Source organism: Kitasatospora sp. NPDC005748 (assembly GCF_040630735.1).
Lineage (GTDB): Bacteria > Actinomycetota > Actinomycetes > Streptomycetales > Streptomycetaceae > Kitasatospora.
Genome location: NZ_JBEXYD010000036.1, coordinates 60,751 through 78,603, shown reverse-complemented (window position 1 = coordinate 78,603; position 17,853 = coordinate 60,751). Strand labels below are relative to the sequence as shown.

General features: G+C 75.3%; 15 protein-coding genes. 3 read left to right on the top strand and 12 right to left on the bottom strand.

The window, feature by feature from the left end:
* Nucleotides 1–59 precede the first annotated feature (59 nt).
* From ABZ495_RS24240 to ABZ495_RS24220, 5 genes are all read right to left on the bottom strand, one after another.
* Nucleotides 60–1,193, bottom strand: coding sequence for a serine hydrolase domain-containing protein (locus ABZ495_RS24240; RefSeq protein WP_359838006.1), 1,134 nt, complete (start codon nucleotides 1,191–1,193; stop codon nucleotides 60–62).
* 125 nt (nucleotides 1,194–1,318) lie between these two features.
* Nucleotides 1,319–2,293: a DUF1648 domain-containing protein gene (locus ABZ495_RS24235; protein ID WP_359838005.1), complete on the bottom strand. Its 975-nt coding sequence runs from the start codon at nucleotides 2,291–2,293 to the stop codon at nucleotides 1,319–1,321.
* A complete protein-coding gene (locus ABZ495_RS24230; RefSeq protein WP_329491019.1) occupies nucleotides 2,290–2,637 on the bottom strand; it encodes a GntR family transcriptional regulator in 348 nt (115 codons plus the stop codon). Before ABZ495_RS24230 ends, ABZ495_RS24235 begins: the two co-directional genes overlap by 4 nt.
* Nucleotides 2,638–2,781: 144 nt before the next feature.
* Complete coding sequence (locus tag ABZ495_RS24225; protein ID WP_359838003.1) at nucleotides 2,782–4,575, bottom strand: beta-galactosidase family protein; 1,794 nt, start codon at nucleotides 4,573–4,575, stop codon at nucleotides 2,782–2,784.
* Nucleotides 4,576–4,737: 162 nt separating this feature from the next.
* Nucleotides 4,738–5,697 (bottom strand): carbohydrate kinase, encoded by a 960-nt coding sequence (locus tag ABZ495_RS24220; RefSeq protein WP_359838001.1) that lies wholly within the window; start codon nucleotides 5,695–5,697, stop codon nucleotides 4,738–4,740.
* Nucleotides 5,698–6,007: 310 nt separating this feature from the next.
* On the opposite strand from ABZ495_RS24220, the gene ABZ495_RS24215 reads away from it, so the two are divergent.
* Nucleotides 6,008–7,408, top strand: coding sequence for an amidase (locus tag ABZ495_RS24215; RefSeq protein WP_359837999.1), 1,401 nt, complete (start codon nucleotides 6,008–6,010; stop codon nucleotides 7,406–7,408).
* An 81-nt stretch (nucleotides 7,409–7,489) separates the two neighbouring features.
* Here the strand turns inward: ABZ495_RS24215 and ABZ495_RS24210 are convergent, their stop codons facing one another.
* The 3 genes from ABZ495_RS24210 to ABZ495_RS24200 form a co-directional block, all read right to left on the bottom strand.
* Nucleotides 7,490–9,520 (bottom strand): FUSC family protein, encoded by a 2,031-nt coding sequence (locus tag ABZ495_RS24210; RefSeq protein WP_359837997.1) that lies wholly within the window; start codon nucleotides 9,518–9,520, stop codon nucleotides 7,490–7,492.
* 136 nt (nucleotides 9,521–9,656) lie between these two features.
* Nucleotides 9,657–10,979 carry an MFS transporter gene (locus tag ABZ495_RS24205; protein ID WP_359837995.1) on the bottom strand — a complete coding sequence of 441 codons (1,323 nt, stop codon included), beginning with the start codon at nucleotides 10,977–10,979 and terminating at the stop codon, nucleotides 9,657–9,659.
* Nucleotides 10,976–11,608, bottom strand: coding sequence for a helix-turn-helix domain-containing protein (locus tag ABZ495_RS24200; RefSeq protein WP_359837993.1), 633 nt, complete (start codon nucleotides 11,606–11,608; stop codon nucleotides 10,976–10,978). The genes ABZ495_RS24205 and ABZ495_RS24200 overlap by 4 nt, the downstream gene beginning before the upstream one ends.
* A gap of 269 nt (nucleotides 11,609–11,877) precedes the next feature.
* Here ABZ495_RS24200 and ABZ495_RS24195 point away from each other — a divergent pair, with 269 nt between their 5' ends.
* Nucleotides 11,878–12,621, top strand: coding sequence for a PIG-L deacetylase family protein (locus ABZ495_RS24195; RefSeq protein ID WP_329491026.1), 744 nt, complete (start codon nucleotides 11,878–11,880; stop codon nucleotides 12,619–12,621).
* A 16-nt stretch (nucleotides 12,622–12,637) separates the two neighbouring features.
* Here the strand turns inward: ABZ495_RS24195 and ABZ495_RS24190 are convergent, their stop codons facing one another.
* The 3 genes from ABZ495_RS24190 to ABZ495_RS24180 form a co-directional block, all read right to left on the bottom strand.
* Nucleotides 12,638–13,285, bottom strand: a complete 648-nt coding sequence (locus ABZ495_RS24190) for a DedA family protein (protein ID WP_359809829.1) — start codon at nucleotides 13,283–13,285, stop codon at nucleotides 12,638–12,640.
* A 49-nt stretch (nucleotides 13,286–13,334) separates the two neighbouring features.
* Complete coding sequence (locus tag ABZ495_RS24185) at nucleotides 13,335–13,529, bottom strand: DUF1918 domain-containing protein (RefSeq protein ID WP_329491028.1); 195 nt, start codon at nucleotides 13,527–13,529, stop codon at nucleotides 13,335–13,337.
* A 162-nt stretch (nucleotides 13,530–13,691) separates the two neighbouring features.
* Nucleotides 13,692–14,369, bottom strand: coding sequence for a TetR/AcrR family transcriptional regulator (locus ABZ495_RS24180; RefSeq protein WP_359809831.1), 678 nt, complete (start codon nucleotides 14,367–14,369; stop codon nucleotides 13,692–13,694).
* Nucleotides 14,370–14,790: 421 nt separating this feature from the next.
* Between ABZ495_RS24180 and ABZ495_RS24175 the strand changes: the two genes are divergently transcribed.
* Nucleotides 14,791–16,674, top strand: a complete 1,884-nt coding sequence (locus ABZ495_RS24175) for an amino acid transporter (RefSeq protein WP_359809839.1) — start codon at nucleotides 14,791–14,793, stop codon at nucleotides 16,672–16,674.
* A gap of 42 nt (nucleotides 16,675–16,716) precedes the next feature.
* On the opposite strand, the gene ABZ495_RS24170 is transcribed toward ABZ495_RS24175, so the two are convergent.
* A complete protein-coding gene (locus tag ABZ495_RS24170) occupies nucleotides 16,717–17,568 on the bottom strand; it encodes a universal stress protein (RefSeq protein WP_359837991.1) in 852 nt (283 codons plus the stop codon).
* Nucleotides 17,569–17,853 lie beyond the last annotated feature (285 nt).

The following is a 17,853-nucleotide window of genomic DNA, read 5'->3' as shown; positions in this document are numbered from 1 at the left end:
GGCGTTCCCGGCCGCGCTGGAGAAGGCCAAGGCGTCCGTGAAGGCGGAGCAGGACGAGGTCAAGGCGGCCGGTGGCCTCTACGTCCTCGGCACCGCGCACCACCGCCTTCGGTGCCGAACCTGCGGCGGGTGTAGCCGTACGCCACTCCGCTGCGAGGATCGGCGAACGACTGGGCGCCCACCGCGCCGCTGTGCCCGAAGGCGTCCGGCCCCAGGAAGGGGTAGCGCGACCCCTGCGCCTCGAAGCCGAGGCCGAAGTGGTCGCGCTCACCGGTGACCAGGTCGACGCCGGTCGTCCGGACCGGGCCGAACTCGGCGATCGTCTCCGCCGTCAGCAGCGGCGGCCGGCCGTCGAGCCCGAAGGCGGCCGCCGCGTACATCGCCGCCAGCCCGCGGGCGCTGCCCACCCCGCCGACGGAGGCCGGGCCGAGGGCGCGGACCGCGGGGGTGCCGGCGAACTCCACCAGGTCGGTGGGCGGGTCGGCGTTCAGGTTGAAGGCGATCCCGGTGAGGCTGTCCGGAGCGGGCGGCCCGCCGGCCGCCGCGCGCTGCTCCGGGGTGGGGCGGGCGGCCAGCACCGGCAGGTGGCGCGGCTCCAGGCCGGCCGGCAGGCCGAAGTGGAAGTCGAGCCCGTACGGCGCCCGGACCTCCTCCTCGTAGAGCTCCTGGATGGACCGGCCGGTGCGGCGGCGGACCACCTCGCCGGTGAGCGCGGCGATGACGAAGGCGTGGTAGCCGTAGGCCGTCCCGGGCTCCCAGTAGGGCTTCTGACGGGCCAGCCGGGCGGCGATCCGCCGGTCGTCCGCCAACTCCTCGACGGTGAAGCCGCCGTCGACACCGATCAGTCCGGCCCGGTGCTCCAGTACCTGCCGCAGGGTGATCCCGGCCTTGCCCTCCGCCGCGAACTCCGGCCAGTGACGGGCCACTTCCTCGTCCAGGCCGAGCACGCCCCGCTGCACCAGCAGCGCCACCACCAGATGGGCGGCGCCCTTCGCCGAGGAGTAGAGGGAGAGCAGCGAGTCACCCGCCATGCCCTCGCCCGTCCAGAGGTCCACCACCCGGCGGCCGTCCAGATGGGCGGCCAGCTGGGCGCCGCCGTGGCCCGGATCGGTGGCCACGACGGCGGCGAACTCCGCGCGCACCCCCTCGAATCCCGGCGCCACGCTGCCGTGGACGGTGGTACTGCTCGACATTGGTTCCCCCCGGGGTCGCACACCTGGTCAGGCCTTGATCATCGGCCTGTCGAAGCGTCAACCACCGGTGGGCCGGGCGCATTCCTGCCGGGCACGCGGTTCCTTCGGGGCCGGGCCGGGCGTGGTCACCTGTCGGCCCGCTGCGCCGCGAGGGTGTTGAGCAGGGCGGCGCCGCGCTCGGCGTCGTCGACGCTGACCGCGAACTCCGCGCCCGTGCGCGGGTGGACGACCAGGCACTCGCCGCGCCGGAGCATCACGGTGGTGCCCAGCCCGCTCAGCCGGTAGCCCCAGCCGCCGACCTGGGCGGGCGTCCGCTGTTCGACGCGGGCCGACTCGATGTCCTGGACCGGCCAGCGCCGGACCGGCCAGCCCGCCGGGCCGAAGGCCACCTCCAGGCCCTCGGGCGTCACCCGGGCCTGGACGGAGGAGCAGCCGAGCACCGCCGCGGCGGCGAGGGCCAGCGGGGCGATCGCCGCCCAGGGGGCGTCGATGAGGCCGCCGGCCGCGGCGATCGCCCCGGCCGCCGCGGCCAGACCGAACACGGCGGCGGTCAGCTGGAGCCAGGGGTTGGTCGTCCAGGAGAGCCAGACGAACCGCTCTCCCACGGGGACGTCGAGCACCGGTCCGCCGGCCGGGGCCGCGGCGGCCGTCGTACCGCGCCGGCCGACGAGCAGGCCCAGCAGACCGGCGAGCAGGGCCGCGCCCAGGGTCAGGGCGACCGCGGCGCCGACTCCGTCGGCCTCGGCCCAGTCGGCGCGGTCCAGGTTGGCGTGCACGATGGCGGCCTGGGCGCCGGTCAGCAGGACGCCGGTGAAGAGCAGCGTCGCGCCGAACCAGGGGCGCGCCGGCGGGGTCGTGCGCCGGGTCAGCAGGGCGAGGACCAGCACCAGGACCGCCCAGATCAGGGCGGGGAAGAGTGGGACGGCCCAGCGGGGCAGCGAGCCGTCCGGGTGCCCGCCGTCGCCCCAGTGGGTGGCCACCCGCTCGGGCAGCCGCCCGGCGGCACTCACCGGCAGGGCGACCAGCGCCGCCAGGACGCCGGCCACCCAGGCCGCCGCGCTCCAGCGCGCTCCACGATTCCGGTTCCCCCCACTGCTCACGGCAGCCTCCTGATCAGTTCGACGAGATCGGCCCGGCTGTACCCCAGGCGGGCCGCTTCGGCGACCAGTTCGGCCGCCTGCCGGGCCAGTTCGGCGCGCTGGCCGGCGCCGCCGGCGACGGTCACGCCGCGCCCCCGGCGGAACTCCAGCACTCCCTCGTCCCGGAGGGCCCGCAGGCCCCGCAGGACGGTGTTGGCGTTGACGCCGAGCGCGCGGGAGAGCTCCCGGGCGGGCGGCAGTCGGTCGCCCGGCGCGCACTCGCCCTCGGCGATCGCGCGCCGGATCGCACCCGCGACCTGCTCGTGCAGGGGGCGGTTGTCGGTGAGGTCCAGCTTGAGCAACATGGTGATATCGACAGTAGCACCATGTGGCGATAGTGCCATCGCCGAGGGAGCGGCCGGACCGCCGCGTCCGCGCCGGCCGAGGCCGTTCGCGGGGCCGGAGGCCCGCCGGATTCCGGGCGCCGGGGGCTCGGCGCTCCGGGGGTCTCAGTAGTCCGCGCTGGGCGCCGCCGCCGTGGGGCCGAGGTCCGGCGTGTCGCGGAGTTCGACCGCCTCCCCGTGGGTCTCCAGTTCGAGGACGACCAGCTCGTTGCGGCCGACCCGCCAGAGCGGGGCCGGCGCGTACAGCGTGCGCTGCGGGCCCTGCCGGGTGTAGCGGCCGAGCAGGAAGCCGTTCAGCCAGAGCAGGCCCCGGCCCCAGTCCGGGAGGGCGACGAAGGCGTCGGCGGGGGCTTCCAGCGCGGCCTCGAAGCGGTGGAAGACCGGGTCGCCGTCGGCGGCCGGTGCGGTGGCGTCACCGAAGGCGAGCGGGCCCAGGTCGTCGAGCGGGAGCGGGCGGATCTCCCAGTCGAAGAGGCGCTGGGAGCCGTGCGAGACGCCGCGGCCGATGCCCTTGCGGTCGTCCAGCTGAGGGCCGTAGTTCACCCGGCCGAGTGCCTCCACCAGGATGTCGAGCGCCGCACCGGCCGGGCCGCTCTCCAGCGGCAGCGTCCCGCCGGGGGCATTGCGGTCCAGGACGCCGAGCGGCACGCCGTCGGCGAAGACGTGGGCCCGGTCGCCGATCCCGTCGATCCGCAGCGCCGCGGCCGGGCGGGGGCCGGGCACCCGGGTGCGGTAGTGGATCAGGCCGAGGGACTGGCCGACCCGCTCCATCGGCTCCGGCGTCGCGCTGCGGACCGGCGTGGACAGCGCGTCGAGGGAGGCCAGCAGGCGGGCACGGCCGGTCGGGCTTGCGAGCCGCTGCGGCGCGACGCGCGGGGCGGGCTCCGGCAGCGCCGCGTCCGGCAGTGGGGCGTACTTGGCGATGACGGACCGGAACGCGTGGAACTTCTCGGTCAGTTCACCCGCCTCGCCGATCGGCGCGTCGTAGTCGTAACTGGTGGAGGTGGGCTCGTACCCGGCGTCGTACGGATGGGCGCCGAAGTGGTTGGCGCCCGACCAGAAGCCGAAGTTCGTGCCGCCGTGGGCCATGTAGAGATTGACCGAGGCGCCGGTCGCGAGGAGTTCGTCGAGGGAGCGCGCGGACTCCCCGGCGTCGCGGACGTGGTGCGGCCCGCCGACCCGGTCGAACCAGCCGATCCAGAACTCCATCGCCGTCAGCGGGCCCTTGGGCTGGTGGCGGCGCAGGACGGCGAAGCGCTCGGCGGCCCGCGACCCGAAGGTGGCGGTGGCCAACTGGCCGGGGATCGCGCCGCCCTGCTGCAGGGCGTCCTCGGCGCCGTCCGTGGTGAAGAGCAGGCAGTCCAGGCCCCGGCCGAGCAGGCCGTCGCGCAGGTGGGCCAGGTACCCGGCGTCGTCGCCGTAGCTGCCGTACTCGTTCTCGACCTGGACGGCGACCACCGGGCCGCCGCGGCTCGCCAGCAGCGGCAGGATCTCGGGCACCACGGCGTCGAACCAGCCGTCCACCTCGGCCAGAAAGGCCGGGTCGGCGCAGCGCAGCCGCACGCCGTCGGCGGCGAGCAGGCGGGCCGGGAGGCCGCCGAACTCCCACTCCGCGCAGATGTACGGGCCGGGGCGCAGGATCACGTCCAGGCCGTTCGCCCGCGCCAGCCCGGCGAACCGGGCGATGTCCCGCCAGCCGGTGAAGTCGACTTCGCCGGAGGACAGTTCGTGGAAGTTCCAGGGGACGTAGGTGTCGACGGTGTTGGCGCCCATCGCGCGCAGCCGGCGCAGGCGGTCGTCCCAGAGGTCGGGGTGGACGCGGAAGTAGTGCAGGGCGCCGGAGATGATCCGGTGCGGGGCGCCGGCGCGGCGGAACCCGGTGTCGTCGTAGTCGAGCAAGGGGGGCCTGCCTTCGGTGGGAACACGGTGGGATCGCGGAGTGATCGTGGTGTGCCGGGCGAGGGTCGAGGGGCCGACGGTCGGTGTACGGGTGATCTTCGGAGCCTACCCGGGGCGGCCGACGGGATGCCGGAGCACGGGCCACCGGTGCGGGGCGTCGGGCTAGGAGTCGGCCCGGTCCCGGAGGTCGGCGTGCCAGGGCGGGTTGGGGCCGGCGACCGAGCAGGTCAGGGCGGCCACCCGGGCGGCGAAGCGGCAGGCGTCGTGCACCTCCTCCGGGGTCAGCGCGTCGAGGCGGCCGCCGAGCCGGCCGATCCCGCCGAGGTGGTGCAGCAGGCCGCCGGTGAAGGCGTCGCCGGCGCCGATGGTGTCGACCACGTCGGTCCGCGGGGCGTCGACGGTCAGCCGCTCGCCGTCCAGCGAGGCCAGCGCGCCCCGGCCGCCCAGGGTGATCACGACCAGTCGAACGCCGGCCAGGTGCCAGTCGTCGCAGGCGCGTTCGGGACTGACGCCGGGCAGCAGCAGGTCGAGGTCGTCCGCGCTGAGCCGCAGGATGTCGGCGGCCGCGCACCAGTGCGGGAGCCGGGACCGGTAGCGTGCCGGATCGACCAGCAGCGGACGCACGTTGGGGTCGATCGACACGGTCGGGCGGCCGGGGGCCCGGGTCAGCAACTCCTCGACGCGGGGGCCGCCGGGCTCGCGGACCAGGGCGAGCGAGCCGGTGTGCAGACAGCCCACGCCGGCCAGCGGGAGGGCGCCGAGCTCGGCCGGCGTCCAGGCCCAGTCGGCGGTGCCCTCGGCGTGGAACGAGTAGCGGGCCTGGCCCAGTTCGTCCACGGTGGCGATGGCCAGGGTGCTGGGTTCGGCCGCCGCGACACTGCCGCCGAGGTCGACGCCGGAGGAGTCGAGGTGCTGTCGGAACAGCGCCCCGAAGGGGTCGGCGGAGATCCGGCCGAGGAAGCGGGTCGGGGTGCCCAGCCGGGCCAGCGCGACGGCGGTGTTGGCGGGGCCGCCGCCGGGCAGGACGCGCAGCGCGAGTTCGCCGGGGCGCCGCTCGGCGGAGGAGTCGGTGAACGCGTCGGCGACGCACTCGCCGAGTACGGCGACCGGGAGTCGGGTCATGGCGGACCGCCTTCGGGAGAGGGCTCGTTGGGTGCTGCCGGACGTCCCGGGCGACACCGCAGGGGTGTTCCCGGGGCACCTCAGCGTACGGGGGGATGCCGCCGGGGCGGGAGCACCGAAGGCCCGCACGGCGTCGGGCGGGCGTTGCTCACGGCGTTGCTCACGGTGCGTCGGATCAGGTGGCCCGGACCAGGGCCGGACGGCCGGGCCCGCCCGCCCCGGCCGTCCGGTGGGGTGTCCGGGCGGGCGGAGCACGCCTAGACTGCGGAACTCGCGCGGTATTACCGACCGGTAGGGATGGGGAGTTCGGATGGCCGAGGAGCGGGTCCACGCGTTCGGGGACGACGCGTTGGGGGAGCACGACGCGGTCGCGCTGGCGGCGCTGGTACGGTCCGGCGAGGTCGCTCCCGGTGAGCTGGCCGCCGCCGCGGCGGCGCGCGCCGAGCGGGTCGACGCGGCGCTGGCACCCGTCGCGTTCGCGTCGTACGGGCAGCCGCGCAGCGCCCCGGCTGGTGGGGCCCCGCTGTTCGGGGTCCCGAGCTACCTCAAGGACAACGTGGACCTGCGGGGGATGCCCACCGGGCAGGGCAGTTCGGCGTTCCGCGCCAAGCCGGCACGGCGCGACGCCGGCTTCGCCGAGCAGTTCCTCAGCACCGGCCTGGCGGTGCTGGGCAAGACCAGGATGCCGGAGTTCGGCCTCAACGCCTCGACCGAGTTCGCCGAGGCCCGGCCGGTCCGCAACCCGTGGCGGACCTCGCACTCGCCGGGGGCCTCCTCCGGCGGCGCGGCCGCGCTGGTCGCGGCGGGCGTCGTGCCGATCGCGCACGCCAACGACGGCGGCGGGTCGATCCGCATACCGGCCGCCTGCTGCGGCCTGGTCGGCCTGAAGCCGACCCGCGGCCGGCTGGTCGCCAACGACCAGGGCCGCCGGCTGCCGATCGACCTGGTGACGGACGGTGTGGTGACGCGCTCCGTCCGGGACACCGCCGCCTTCTTCGCCGCCGCCGAACTCCACCACCGCAATCCGGCGCTGCCGCCGCTCGGACTGGTGGAGGGCCCGGGGGACCGGCCGCTGCGGGTCGGCCTGGTGGTGGACTCCCCGATCGCCGTGACCGACGGGCCGACCCGGCAGGCGGTCGAGCGGACGGCGGCGCGGCTGGAGGCGATGGGGCACAAGGTCACGCCCGCGACGCTGCCGTTCGGCGAGGACTTCTCCCGCGACTTCACGCTCTACTGGGGCTGCATCGCCTTCATGATCGCCACGACCGGCCGGCTGCTGCTGGACCCGGGCTTCCAGGCGCGGAAGCTGGACGGTCTGACCACGGGCCTGCGGCGGCGCTTCCACCGGGAGTTCCTGCGCACGCCCGGCGTGCTGCGCCGGCTCCGGCAGGCGGAGGCGGCGTACGGCGGACTGTTCCGCGAGCACGACGTGATCCTCTCGCCGGTGCTGGCCCATGTCGCGCCGCCGATAGGGCACTTGAGCCCGAACGTGGCGTTCGACGAGCTGCTGGACCGGCTGGGCCGGTACGTGGCCTTCACCCCGGTGAACAACGTGACGGGCGGTCCGGGGATCTCGCTGCCCGCCGAGTCGGCCGGGAACGGGCTGCCGATCGGGGTGCACCTGTCGGCCGCGCACGGCCGGGAGCGGCTGCTGCTGGAGCTGGCGTTCGCGCTGGAGGCGGACCGGCCCTGGCAGCGGATCCAGGACTGAGCGCGGGCTCGGCAGGCGTCCCGCGTGGTGCGTGCTCACGCCGGGCCGGGGGAGGCGTCCCGCGTGAGGGGGTGCCGGTGCTCAGCCCGGGCCCGGGGAGGCGATCGCCCGGGCGGCCCGCACCTCCTGGCGCAGCGGCGCCAGCACGCCGTCCTCGGCGGACTCTCCGCCGGACTCCTCGCCGGTCTCCGGCCCGGTCTCTCCGCCGGTCCGCCCGGTGCCGGCGGCCGGGTCGGACGGCGGAGGGGTCGCGGGTCGCGGAGCGTCGGCGCGCAGGGCCGCCGCGAGCTCGTCGAGCTCACGGGTGATGGCGGCGACCTCGGCCGCCGGCGGCGGGGGCACCCCGTGGTCGATCCGGACCCGGGTGGCGGTGGTGGCCTCCACGATCCGCTCGACGGCGATGACCAGCGGCCACCACGCGGCGGCCCGCGCCCCGGTGGGCGGGGGTTCGGTGAGCGCCCGCTGGAACTCCGACCGCACGGCGGACAGGTCGCGGTAGAGCCTGCGCCGGTGGCGGAGCCGGGCCGACTGGTCCCGGCCGGGGTCCGCGTCGAACGCCAGCCTGACGTAGGCCGCGGTGTCCGCCGCGGCGTCCGCGAGCCGGTCGCCGATCCGGGTGTGCCAGGACTCCAGCCAGAGCAGGTAGCCGGCGATCAGCGAGACCCCGCAGCCGATCAGCGAGTCGTAGAGCCGGGGCGCCACCAGCCGGAACCCCTGGTGGTTGAGCAGGTCGGAGAGGAGCAGGATGACCGGGGTGATAGCCGCGGTCTGGAAGGCGTAGCCCTTCGCGGAGAACGCCGGGATCAGCATCGCGAGCAGGGCGATGGTCGGCACGTCCCACCACCCGCGCGGCACCTCGGCGAGGACCGGGATGGCGATCAGCAGGCCGACCGCCGTGCCGAACGCCCGCAGCACGGCGCGCGAGAAGACCGAGCCGAAGTCGGGCTTCATCACGAAGGTGACGGTCAGCGCCACCCAGTACGAGCGGGGCACGGCGATCACCGAGACCAGCGTCTGGGCGACGCCGATGCACAGGGCCAGCCGCAGGCCGTAGCGCCAGGACGCCCCGGACAGCAGGGCCGCGCGGGCCGTGCGGCGGGCCCGGACGTGCAGCACGGCGGGGCGGCCGAGCCGGTCGGCCCCGCCGAACGGGTCCGGCGCGGGCTCCCCGGCGACGGCGGCCGCGTACCGCAGCGCCTGGTCGACGGCCCGCTCCGAGGGACCGGTCGGCGGTGGCAGGTCCAGCGTGTGCGGCTCGCCGGGCCGCCCCCGCTCGACGGTGTCGGCCAGGGCCCGGGCCGCCGCCTGGTAGGCGTCCGGCAGCGGGCCGAGCGAGGCCGGGCGCAGCTTCGCCGCCGAGGCGGCCTCCACGACCGGGATCACGGCGTTGAGCTGGGCGAGCAGTCGGGTGAGGCCGGGGGAGCGGCCGTGCCGGCGGGTGCGGTGGGCGAGCAGCATGTCGTAGGACCGGTTGAGCGAGTGGGTGACGGCCAGGCGCCGTTCGTCGTGCGCGGGGGTGCCCGCCGCCCGGAGGAAGTCGGCGACGGTCCGGTACGTCTGCGCGACCGCCGTCCGCTCCGGGACGCCACCGCGCAGCGGCCAGGCGAACAGGGTGAGCGCGAGCACCACCAGGCCGCCGAGGAGGAGCAGCAGCGGCGGCTTCCACCAGGGCGCCGGCATCGGCAGGCCGGCCCCGACGACGGCGTTGAGCAGGAGCAGCAGCCCCGACACCGAGGCGACCGAACCGATCGAGGAGATCATGCCGGAGACCAGCGCGATCAGGGTGAGCACGACGACGGCGAGCCAGCCCTCCCCGTACACCAGGGTGCCGAGGGTGACGCCGACGGCGCCGAAGAGCTGGGGGACGGCGATGTTGTAGACCCGCATCCGGTAGGCGTCGGCGGTGTCGCCGATGACTCCGGAGAGCGCCCCCATGGAGGCCAGCGCGCCGTACTGGGGCTGCCCGGCCGCGAGACCGACGGCGAGCGGCGCGGAGAGGGCGACGGCGGCGCGGACGACGGCCGCCCAGGGGATCGGTGCGGGCTGCGGGCGCAGGCCCGCGGTGATCCAGCTGGGGGGTGTGAGCCGGCCGGCTCGTGCGCTCCGTGCCATACGAGAAACGTACGGCTCCGGGCCGGGGCGGGCCCGGTGTCGGCGCGCCGGACGGCTCGGTGTCGCGGCGCCGGGGGCGGGGTGCCGGGGGCGGGGTGCCGGGGGGCGGGGTGCCGGGGGGCGGGGTGTCGCCCCGTCAGGGTCGGCCGACCGGGGTGGGGGAGGCGGCCGGGGTGGCCGGCGCTGCGGAGCCGTCCGGGAGGTCGCGCAGGCGGGGCAGCGGGGACAGCCAGAGGACGGCGGCGGCGAGCGGGACGGCGGCGGTGGCCAGCCACATCGCGGGCACCACCCCGACGGCGGAGGCGGTCGCGCCGCTGGCCAGGGCGCCGAGGGGGATGGCGCCGTAGTTGAGGAAGGAACCGCTCGCGCTGATCCGGCCGAGCACCCGGGTGGGGACGTGGCGCTGCTGGAAGGTGGCCCGGACGACGTTGCCGGCGACGATGCCCGCCGAGACGGCGAAACTGCCGAGGACGTAGCAGGCGACACCGGCGCCCGGCCCGGTCAGCGGGATCAGCAGGGCCAGCATCGGCACCCAGAACAGGAAGAGCATCAGGGCGCGGGCGGTGCCGATCGCGGCTCCGACCCGGCGGGCGACGGCCGCGCCGAGCACGCCGCCGGCACCGGCGGCGCCGACCACCGCGCCGATCGCGCCGTCGGAGAGACGGGCCTGCTCGACCAGGAAGACGACCTGGATCGACTGGTAGGCCATCAGGGCCATGTTGGCCAGCGCCCCGTGGAGGGCGAAGGTGCGCAGCCAGACGTCGCCGGTGATCAGGCGTAGGCCCTCGGAGACCTCGCGCCGCAGGTTCGGGCGGGGGCTCGGGGCGGTGCCCGGGTGGTCGCCGCGGCGTGCCGCCGGGGCGGGCTCGCGGGTGCGGATGGCGGCGGTGGAGAGGAGCGAGAGGAGGAACGTGGCGGTGTTCGCGAGCAGGCTGTTGACCGGGCCGAAGGTCTGGGCGGCGGCGCCGCCGGCGCCGAGCCCGACGATCTGGGCGGCCGAGGCGCTGCCGTGCAGGGCGGCGTTCCCCTCGGCGCGGTCCGGTTCGGCGACGAGGGTGGGGAGGTAGGCGGTGTACGCGGTCTGGAAGAAGACCTCGGCGGCGCCGGTCGCCGTGGCGACCGCGAGGAGCTGGCCGGTGGTGAGGACGCCTAGCACGGCGGCGGCGGGGACGGTGAGGTGGAGCACCAGGGAGACGGCGGTGGAGACGAGCATGACCGTCCGTCGGCGCATCCGGTCGACCCACGCGCCGGCCGGCAGGCCGATCAGCAGCCAGGGCACCCACTTCGCGGCGACCAGCAGGGCGGCCTCGAAGGCGCCGGCGTGCAGGACGCCGACGGCGATCAGCGGTAACGACAGATTGGTGAGGGCGCCGCCGAACCTGCCGGCGACCTCGCCGGTGAGGAGAAGCCGGAAGTCCCGGTCGCGGCGGAGCAGCGAGCCGCGGGCGCCGGCGCTCATTCGGCACCGCGCGAGGTACGGGGGAAGGACTGCAGTTGCACCACGACCGGCAGCGCGTCCGGCGCCGGGTCGGCGTCCGGGGCGGGGGTGTGGCGGCCGATCACCTCGAACAATTCCTCGTTGAGGGCCTTGAGCTGAGACGGCGTCAGGCGCAGGTTGGTCCAGTCCGCGATGGTGCCGGAGTTGCGCCAGTCGCCCGCCCAGTCCTCGCTGAGATAGGAGGTGACGCGGTTGAAGTACTGCTGCACCAGCTCGTGCGTGTAGAGCGCGACCGCGCCCCGGCTGTCCGGGTCGTCCCGGAACTCGGCGGTGTTCAGCTCGTTGCGGACGGGGATCCGCCGCCACCAGCGCTCGCGCTTGGTGCCGCGTCCGGTGTCCTCCTCGATGAAGCCGTGCTCGGCGAGGTGGCGCAGGTGCCAGCTGACGGTGCCGGTGTTCTCGCCGAGCCGTTCGGCGAGCCGGGTGGCGGTGGCGGGACCGTCCAGCTTCAGCAGCTCGAAGATCCGCATCCGCAGCGGATGGGCCAGCCCGCGCAGGCCGCGGGCGTCCAGCCGGCGGAGCGGCCGGTCGGCCGGCGGCTGCGGCTCGGTCGGGTCCGGCGGCTCGGTGGGGGCGGGGTGTTCGGTCATGGCGCCATCGTAGGGTGCAGAGAGTTCTCTGCATAGGTGTCTCTGCAGAGAACTCTCTGCAAGTTGCCCCGGAGTGACGCCCGGAGGAGTGTGGGGAGCGGGCGGGCGGAGAACCGGAGTGACGTCCTCCGGGGGCGTCGGCCTGCCCGGGGCGGTGGCCGACGGTCGATCGACTCGGTGATCTTCTAGAGTCGCCAGCGGTACGACTGTATGACCACCGTGCGGTCCCGGAGACTGTGCGGAGCGCGACACCGAGAGGCGGCACCACCATGAACGACCAGCAGGCACCCGAGCCGTTCGAGCCCGTCGACGAGGACTGGCAGACCGCGCTGGCGGTCGTCGCCCACCCCGACGACATGGAGTACGGCGGTGCCGCCGCCGTCGCCCGCTGGACGGCCCAGGGCAAGAAGGTGGTCTATGTGATGGTCACCAGCGGCGAGGCCGGCATCGACTCGATGAGCCCCGAGGACTGCGGCCCGCTCCGCGAGGCCGAGCAGATCGCCTCCGCCGCCGTGGTCGGCGTCGACACCGTCGAGTTCCTCGGCCACCCGGACGGGGTGCTGGAGTACGGGCTGCCGCTGCGCCGGGACATCGCCCGGGCCGTCCGCCGCCACCGCCCGGACATCGTCATCACCAGCAACTTCCGTGAGACGTACGGCGGGGTCTTCCTCAACCAGGCCGACCACATCGCGGTCGGCCGGGCCACCCTGGACGCGGTCCGGGACGCCGCCAACCGCTGGGTGTTCCGCGAGCTGGTGGCCGAGGGGTACGAGCCGTGGAACGGGGTGCGGGCGGTCTGGGCGGCCGGCTCGCCCGAGTCGCGGCACGCCGTGGACACCACCGAGCACTTCGACAAGGGCGTCGCCTCGCTCGCCGAGCACAAGGCGTACCTGGCCGGGCTGGGCGGTGCGATGGCCGATCCGCAGGAGTTCCTGGAGGGCTTCGGCCGGGGCGCCGGCAGCCGGCTCGGCACCCGGTTCGCCGTCCCCTTCGAGGTGTTCCCGCTGCGCTGAGGCGTGCCGCGCGGGATCAGGAGCCGTGGTCGGCGTGCTCGCGGCGGCGCCGCCGGTGGCGCAGCAGCTGCCGGGCGGCGAGCGCCGCGCAGAGCACGCCGACGGCGACCAGCAGCCACAGCTGGTACCGGACCGCCGTCCGGTACACGGCCCCGATGTTGGCCCCGGCCAGGTAGCCGAAGGCGGACCAGACCCCCACCCAGAGCGCCGCGCCGAGCACGTTGAACGGCAGGAACCGCCGCCAGGGCATCTCGGTGGTGCCGGCGATGATGCCGTTGGTCTGGCGCAGCCCGTCCACGAAGCGCGCCACGGTGACGACCTTGCCGCCGTGCCGGGCGAAGAAGCCGTCGGCGCGCTCCATCCGGGCGGGGGTGAGCAGCACGTAGCGGCCCCACCGGTGGACGAAGGCGCGGCCGCCGGTGCTGCCGATCAGGTAGCCGAGGCTGTTCCCGAGGACGGCGGCCGCGAAGGCGATCCCGACCACGGCGGCCAGGTCGAGGTGCCCGGCGCCTGCGTAGACGGCGGCCAGCACCAGGATGGTCTGGCCGGGCGCGGGGATGCCGCAGTTGTCCAGCAGGACGAAGAGCGCCACGGCCGCGTAGCCGTACTCGTCGAGCAGCGGGGCGAGCCCGGCGAGCGGGCCGGGCAGTGCGGGCTCGGACACGTGGCTCACCACCCCGCGCCGGTCGGGCCCGGGGTGGCGGCCGGATGGGTCAGCGGAGCGCCTGGCGGGGCTCGATGTTGCAGTCGGGGCCGGGGTAGATCAGCCCCGTGTGGCCGTCCTCGAAGCGGACCATGTACGGCGGCTCGCCCTCCGCGCCGCGCACCTCGATGATCTCGCCCTTCTGGTCGACCATGCCCACCGCCCTGCTGTGGATGTGGAGCTGGTCACCTACCGCTGCGTGCATGGTCTGCTCCTCGGGTCGCGATGGCCGCGCGGGCGGCCGTTCTGCTTCCACTCTGCTGCGGCGGGGGCGGGCCCGCAACGGCTTGGCCGTGCGGCCGGTGCGGGGGGCGGGTGTCGTCGTGGGCCGGTCGACGTCGCCGGGCGGGGCACGGGGCGGGCCCGGTCAGTGGGGGCCGAACTGCTCGGCGAGGTAGCAGCGGACCAGTCGCTTGCACTCGCCGATCAGCGCCGGATCCCCGTCCGGAGCGCTCCGGAAGGCGAGCTTGAGCACGGCGTCCGCCGCCTCCAGGGCCACCCGCAGTGCGAGCGTGAGCGCCGCCGGGTCGGCCGTCGCGAACAGGTCGCCGCCGAGGGCCTGGAGGCGCAGCGCGACGGCGGTGTTGTTGTCGAGGTCGGTGTCGAGCAGGTGCAGGTCGTCCCGGACCCCGGCGGGCACGGCCGCGCCGGCCAGCCCGAAGTCCACCTGGCCGAAACCGGGGACGGCCCGCTTCATCGCCACGAACTCGTCCACCGCGAGGTCGGTGAACCCCGCGGCACCGGTCGGCGCCGCGTCGAGCAGCCGGCGGTCGAGGCGCTCCAGGTAGTGGTCGAGGTTGCGGCCGGCGAGCGCGGCCAGCAGGTCCTCCTTGCCGGCGAAGAACTGGTACAGCGTGCCGATCGGCACCTGGGCGCGGTGCGCGACCTCCTTGGTGGTGAGCGCGGCCGCGCCGACCTCGTCGAGCAGCCCCGCGCAGGCGTCCAGGAGCCGCTCGTAGCGCTCCTGGCTGCGCTGCTGCACCGGCCGCCGCCGGCCCGGTCCGCCCTGCCCGGCCACCCGGTGACTCCTCGTGTCCGCGCTCATGGGGCCACTGTGCCGCATCGGGTGTTCCACGGGCGAATCATCGCTGTGAGCCGTGCTCATATTCTTCGCCGCTGGGCCCCGGCCGAGCTGTCCGTCGCCCGGTCGCCGGCGGGTCGTCGCCGTCCCGCCGCCGGGACCGCGACGCCTGCTGCCGGGGCCGGGCGCGGGCAGCCGTGGCCGGGCGGCCGCGTGTGCCTGCGGCCGGGGGAGAGTGTTCCGCCATTGCGGCGACATCGCCCCGGCGCTGCCCGGTCCGATGATCCGAGCCGCATACCCTGTCGCCTTGCCGTCGCCCGACGGTGAGGCGGCGTGGGTCGGTGGACAGGGGTGCGGCTTGGTTTCGTCGGGTTCAGCCGATCCGGGGGCCGCGGCGTCGGGGCGGCAGCGCTTGCGCGCGTGGTTGCTGGACGGGCTGGCCGACATGGCCAAGCAGTACCCCGGGCCGCACGCGCAGGCGCCCGTCGAGCACCAGGGCGCCCGCTGGTGGCGGGTGATGTGCCTGACCGGTCTGGACTACTTCTCGACGCTCGGCTACCAGCCGGGCATCGCCGCGCTGGCGGCCGGCCTGCTGTCCCCGGTGGCGACCATCGTGCTGGTGCTGGTGACGCTGTTCGGCGCCCTGCCGGTGTACCGGCGGGTCGCGAAGGAGTCCCCGCACGGCGAGGGCTCGATCGCGATGCTGGAGCGGTTGCTCTCGTTCTGGAAGGGCAAGCTCTTCGTCCTCGCGCTGCTGGGCTTCGCCGCCACCGACTTCATGATCACCATCACCCTGTCGGCGGCTGATGCCACCGCGCACCTGGTGGAGAACCCGCACCTGCAGAGCGCGCTGAGCGGACGGCAGGTGCTGATCACGCTCGTCCTGGTCGCGCTGCTGGGCGGCGTCTTCCTGAAGGGCTTCAGCGAGGCGATCGGCCTGGCCGTGGTGCTGGTCGCGATCTACCTGTCGCTGAACGTGGTCGTGGTGGCCACCGGGCTCTGGGAGGTCGCGCGCTCCCCGCACCTGGTCACCGACTGGTCGGACGCGCTGACCACCGAGCACGGCGACGTGGTCGCGATGATCGGCGTCGCACTGATCACCTTCCCCAAGCTCGCGCTCGGCCTGTCCGGTTTCGAGACCGGCGTCGCGGTGATGCCGCACATCGAGGGCGATCCGGAGGACACCGAGGAACGGCCGACCGGCCGGATCCGGGGCGCCCGGAAGCTGCTGACCACGGCCGCGCTGATCATGAGCGTCTTCCTGATCACCACCAGCTTCATCACCACCCTGCTGATCCCGAAGGCGGCGTTCGAGCCCGGCGGCGAGGCCAACGGCCGGGCCCTGGCCTACCTGGCGCACGAGTACCTGGGCAGCGCCTTCGGCAGCGTCTACGACCTGGCCACGATCCTGATCCTCTGGTTCGCCGGCGCGTCGGCGATGGCGGGCATGCTCAACCTGATGCCCCGCTACCTGCCGCGCTACGGCATGGCGCCGGCCTGGGCGCGGGCGGTGCGGCCGATGGTCATCGTGCTCACCCTGATCGCCTTCCTGGTGACCTGGATCTTCGACGCGAGCGTCGACGCGCAGGGCGGCGCGTACGCCACCGGCGTGCTGGTGCTGATCAGCTCGGCCGCGATCGCCGTCACCATCGCCGCGCACAAGGCCCGCCAGCGCAACTGGACCATCGGCTTCGCGGTGATCGCGGCGGTCTTCGTCTACACCACGGCGCTGAACATCGCCGAGCGGCCGGACGGCGTCAAGATCGGTGCCTGCTTCATCGCCGGCATCATCCTGCTGTCGCTGCTCTCCCGGCTCAAGCGGGCCTTCGAGCTGCGGGTGACGGACGTCGCGTTCGACGAGGCCGCCGAGCGGTTCGTCCGCGACTACACGCACCGCCCGCTGCGCCTGATCGCCAACGAGCCGAACAGCCGGGACCTCGCGGAGTACCAGGAGAAGAAGCGCCAGATCCGGGCGGACAACGACATCCCCGCCGAGGACGACCTGGTCTTCGTCGAGGTCACCGTGCTCGACCCGTCGGAGTTCGAGACCGTCCTGAAGGTCCGCGGGGAGGTCCTGCACGACCGCTACCGGGTGCTCACCCTGGAGAGCTCCAGCGTGCCTAACGCCCTGGCGGCCCTCCTGATGGAAGTCCGGGACCGGACGGGGCAGCAGCCGCACATCTACTTCGAGTGGACCGAGGGCAACCCGTTCGCCCAGTTCCTGCGGTTCTTCCTGTTCGGCCACGGCGAGGTCGCGCCGGTCACCCGCGAGGTGCTGCGGGAGGCCGAGCCGGACCGCGGCCGCCGCCCCCGCGTCCACGTCGGGTGAGCGGGACTCCGGGGGCTGCGGGGGTCGAGGCGGGCCGGGCGCTCAGACCGGGACGACCGCGACCGGGCAGCCGGCGTGCCGGACGACCGCCTGGCTGGTCGAGCCCAGCCTGCCGAGCGGTCCGCGCTGCTCACCGTGGCGTCCGACGACGACCAACCGCTGGGTCTGCGACCCGGTGACCAGCTCGCGGGCCGGGTTGGACCGCACCGCGGTCGCGGTGACGGTGACGTCCGGGAACCGTTCGCGCGGGCCGGCCAGCACCTCGGCCAGCAGCCGGTCGTGCTCGGCGGCGATGTCCGCCTCCTCGTAGACCAGCGGGAGGTCGTGCGCGGGCCCGGCGACCAGCGGATAGGCCCAGGCGTGGACGGCGAACAGGGGGAGGTTCCGGCGCCGCGCGGAGTCGAAGGCGTAGGCGAGTACCTCGTCGTCGTGTCCCTTGCCCTGGACGCCCACCAGCACGCCGCCGCCGGCGCCGGCCCCGGTGTCGTGCACGACGACGACCGGGCAGGCGGCGTGGCCGGCGGCCCGGAGACTGGTCGAGCCGAGCAGCAGGCGGGGGAAGCCCCCCGTACCCCGGGCGCCCAGGACCAGGAGCAGGGCCTCCTCGGCCGCTGCCGCCAGCGCCTGCCGCGGATGGTCGTCCACCAGCTCCGTGACGATGGCGAGGCCGGGGTGCCTCAGCAGGGCGCGTTCGCGGGCCGCGTCGAGCAGGCCGGCGCCCGCGTCCTTGCTGAGCCGGGTCTCCTGACCCGCGGGAGCGTGTGCCGCCTCACCGAACCAGGCGTGGACCACGCGGAGCGGCGCGTTGCGCAGCCAGGCCTCGTCCGACGCCCAGTCCACGGCCTCCAGGCTCGACTGCGAGGCGGCGACGCCCACGACGACGGGGTTTCTCATGGCCGGCTCCTCCTGACTGCGGGGCGGCGTCGCGGGGCAGCCCGGTGCTCGCACGGCACCGCGTCCGGTCCTGCGTCCAGGCTATGCCGCGACCCGCGCGGTGGCAGGGCGGGCGGGTCGCGGGTCGGGGGTCGCGGGTCGGGGGCCGGGTGCTCGTCCGGGCCGGGGGACCGGGGCCGGGGCCGGGGCCGGGGCGGATGTCGGGCGGGCCGGTGGGGTGGGGTGCCTGCGGGTGGCGTCGTGGCATCGCCTGGCGCGTGGGTGGTGCCATCTGGCGTCATCCGG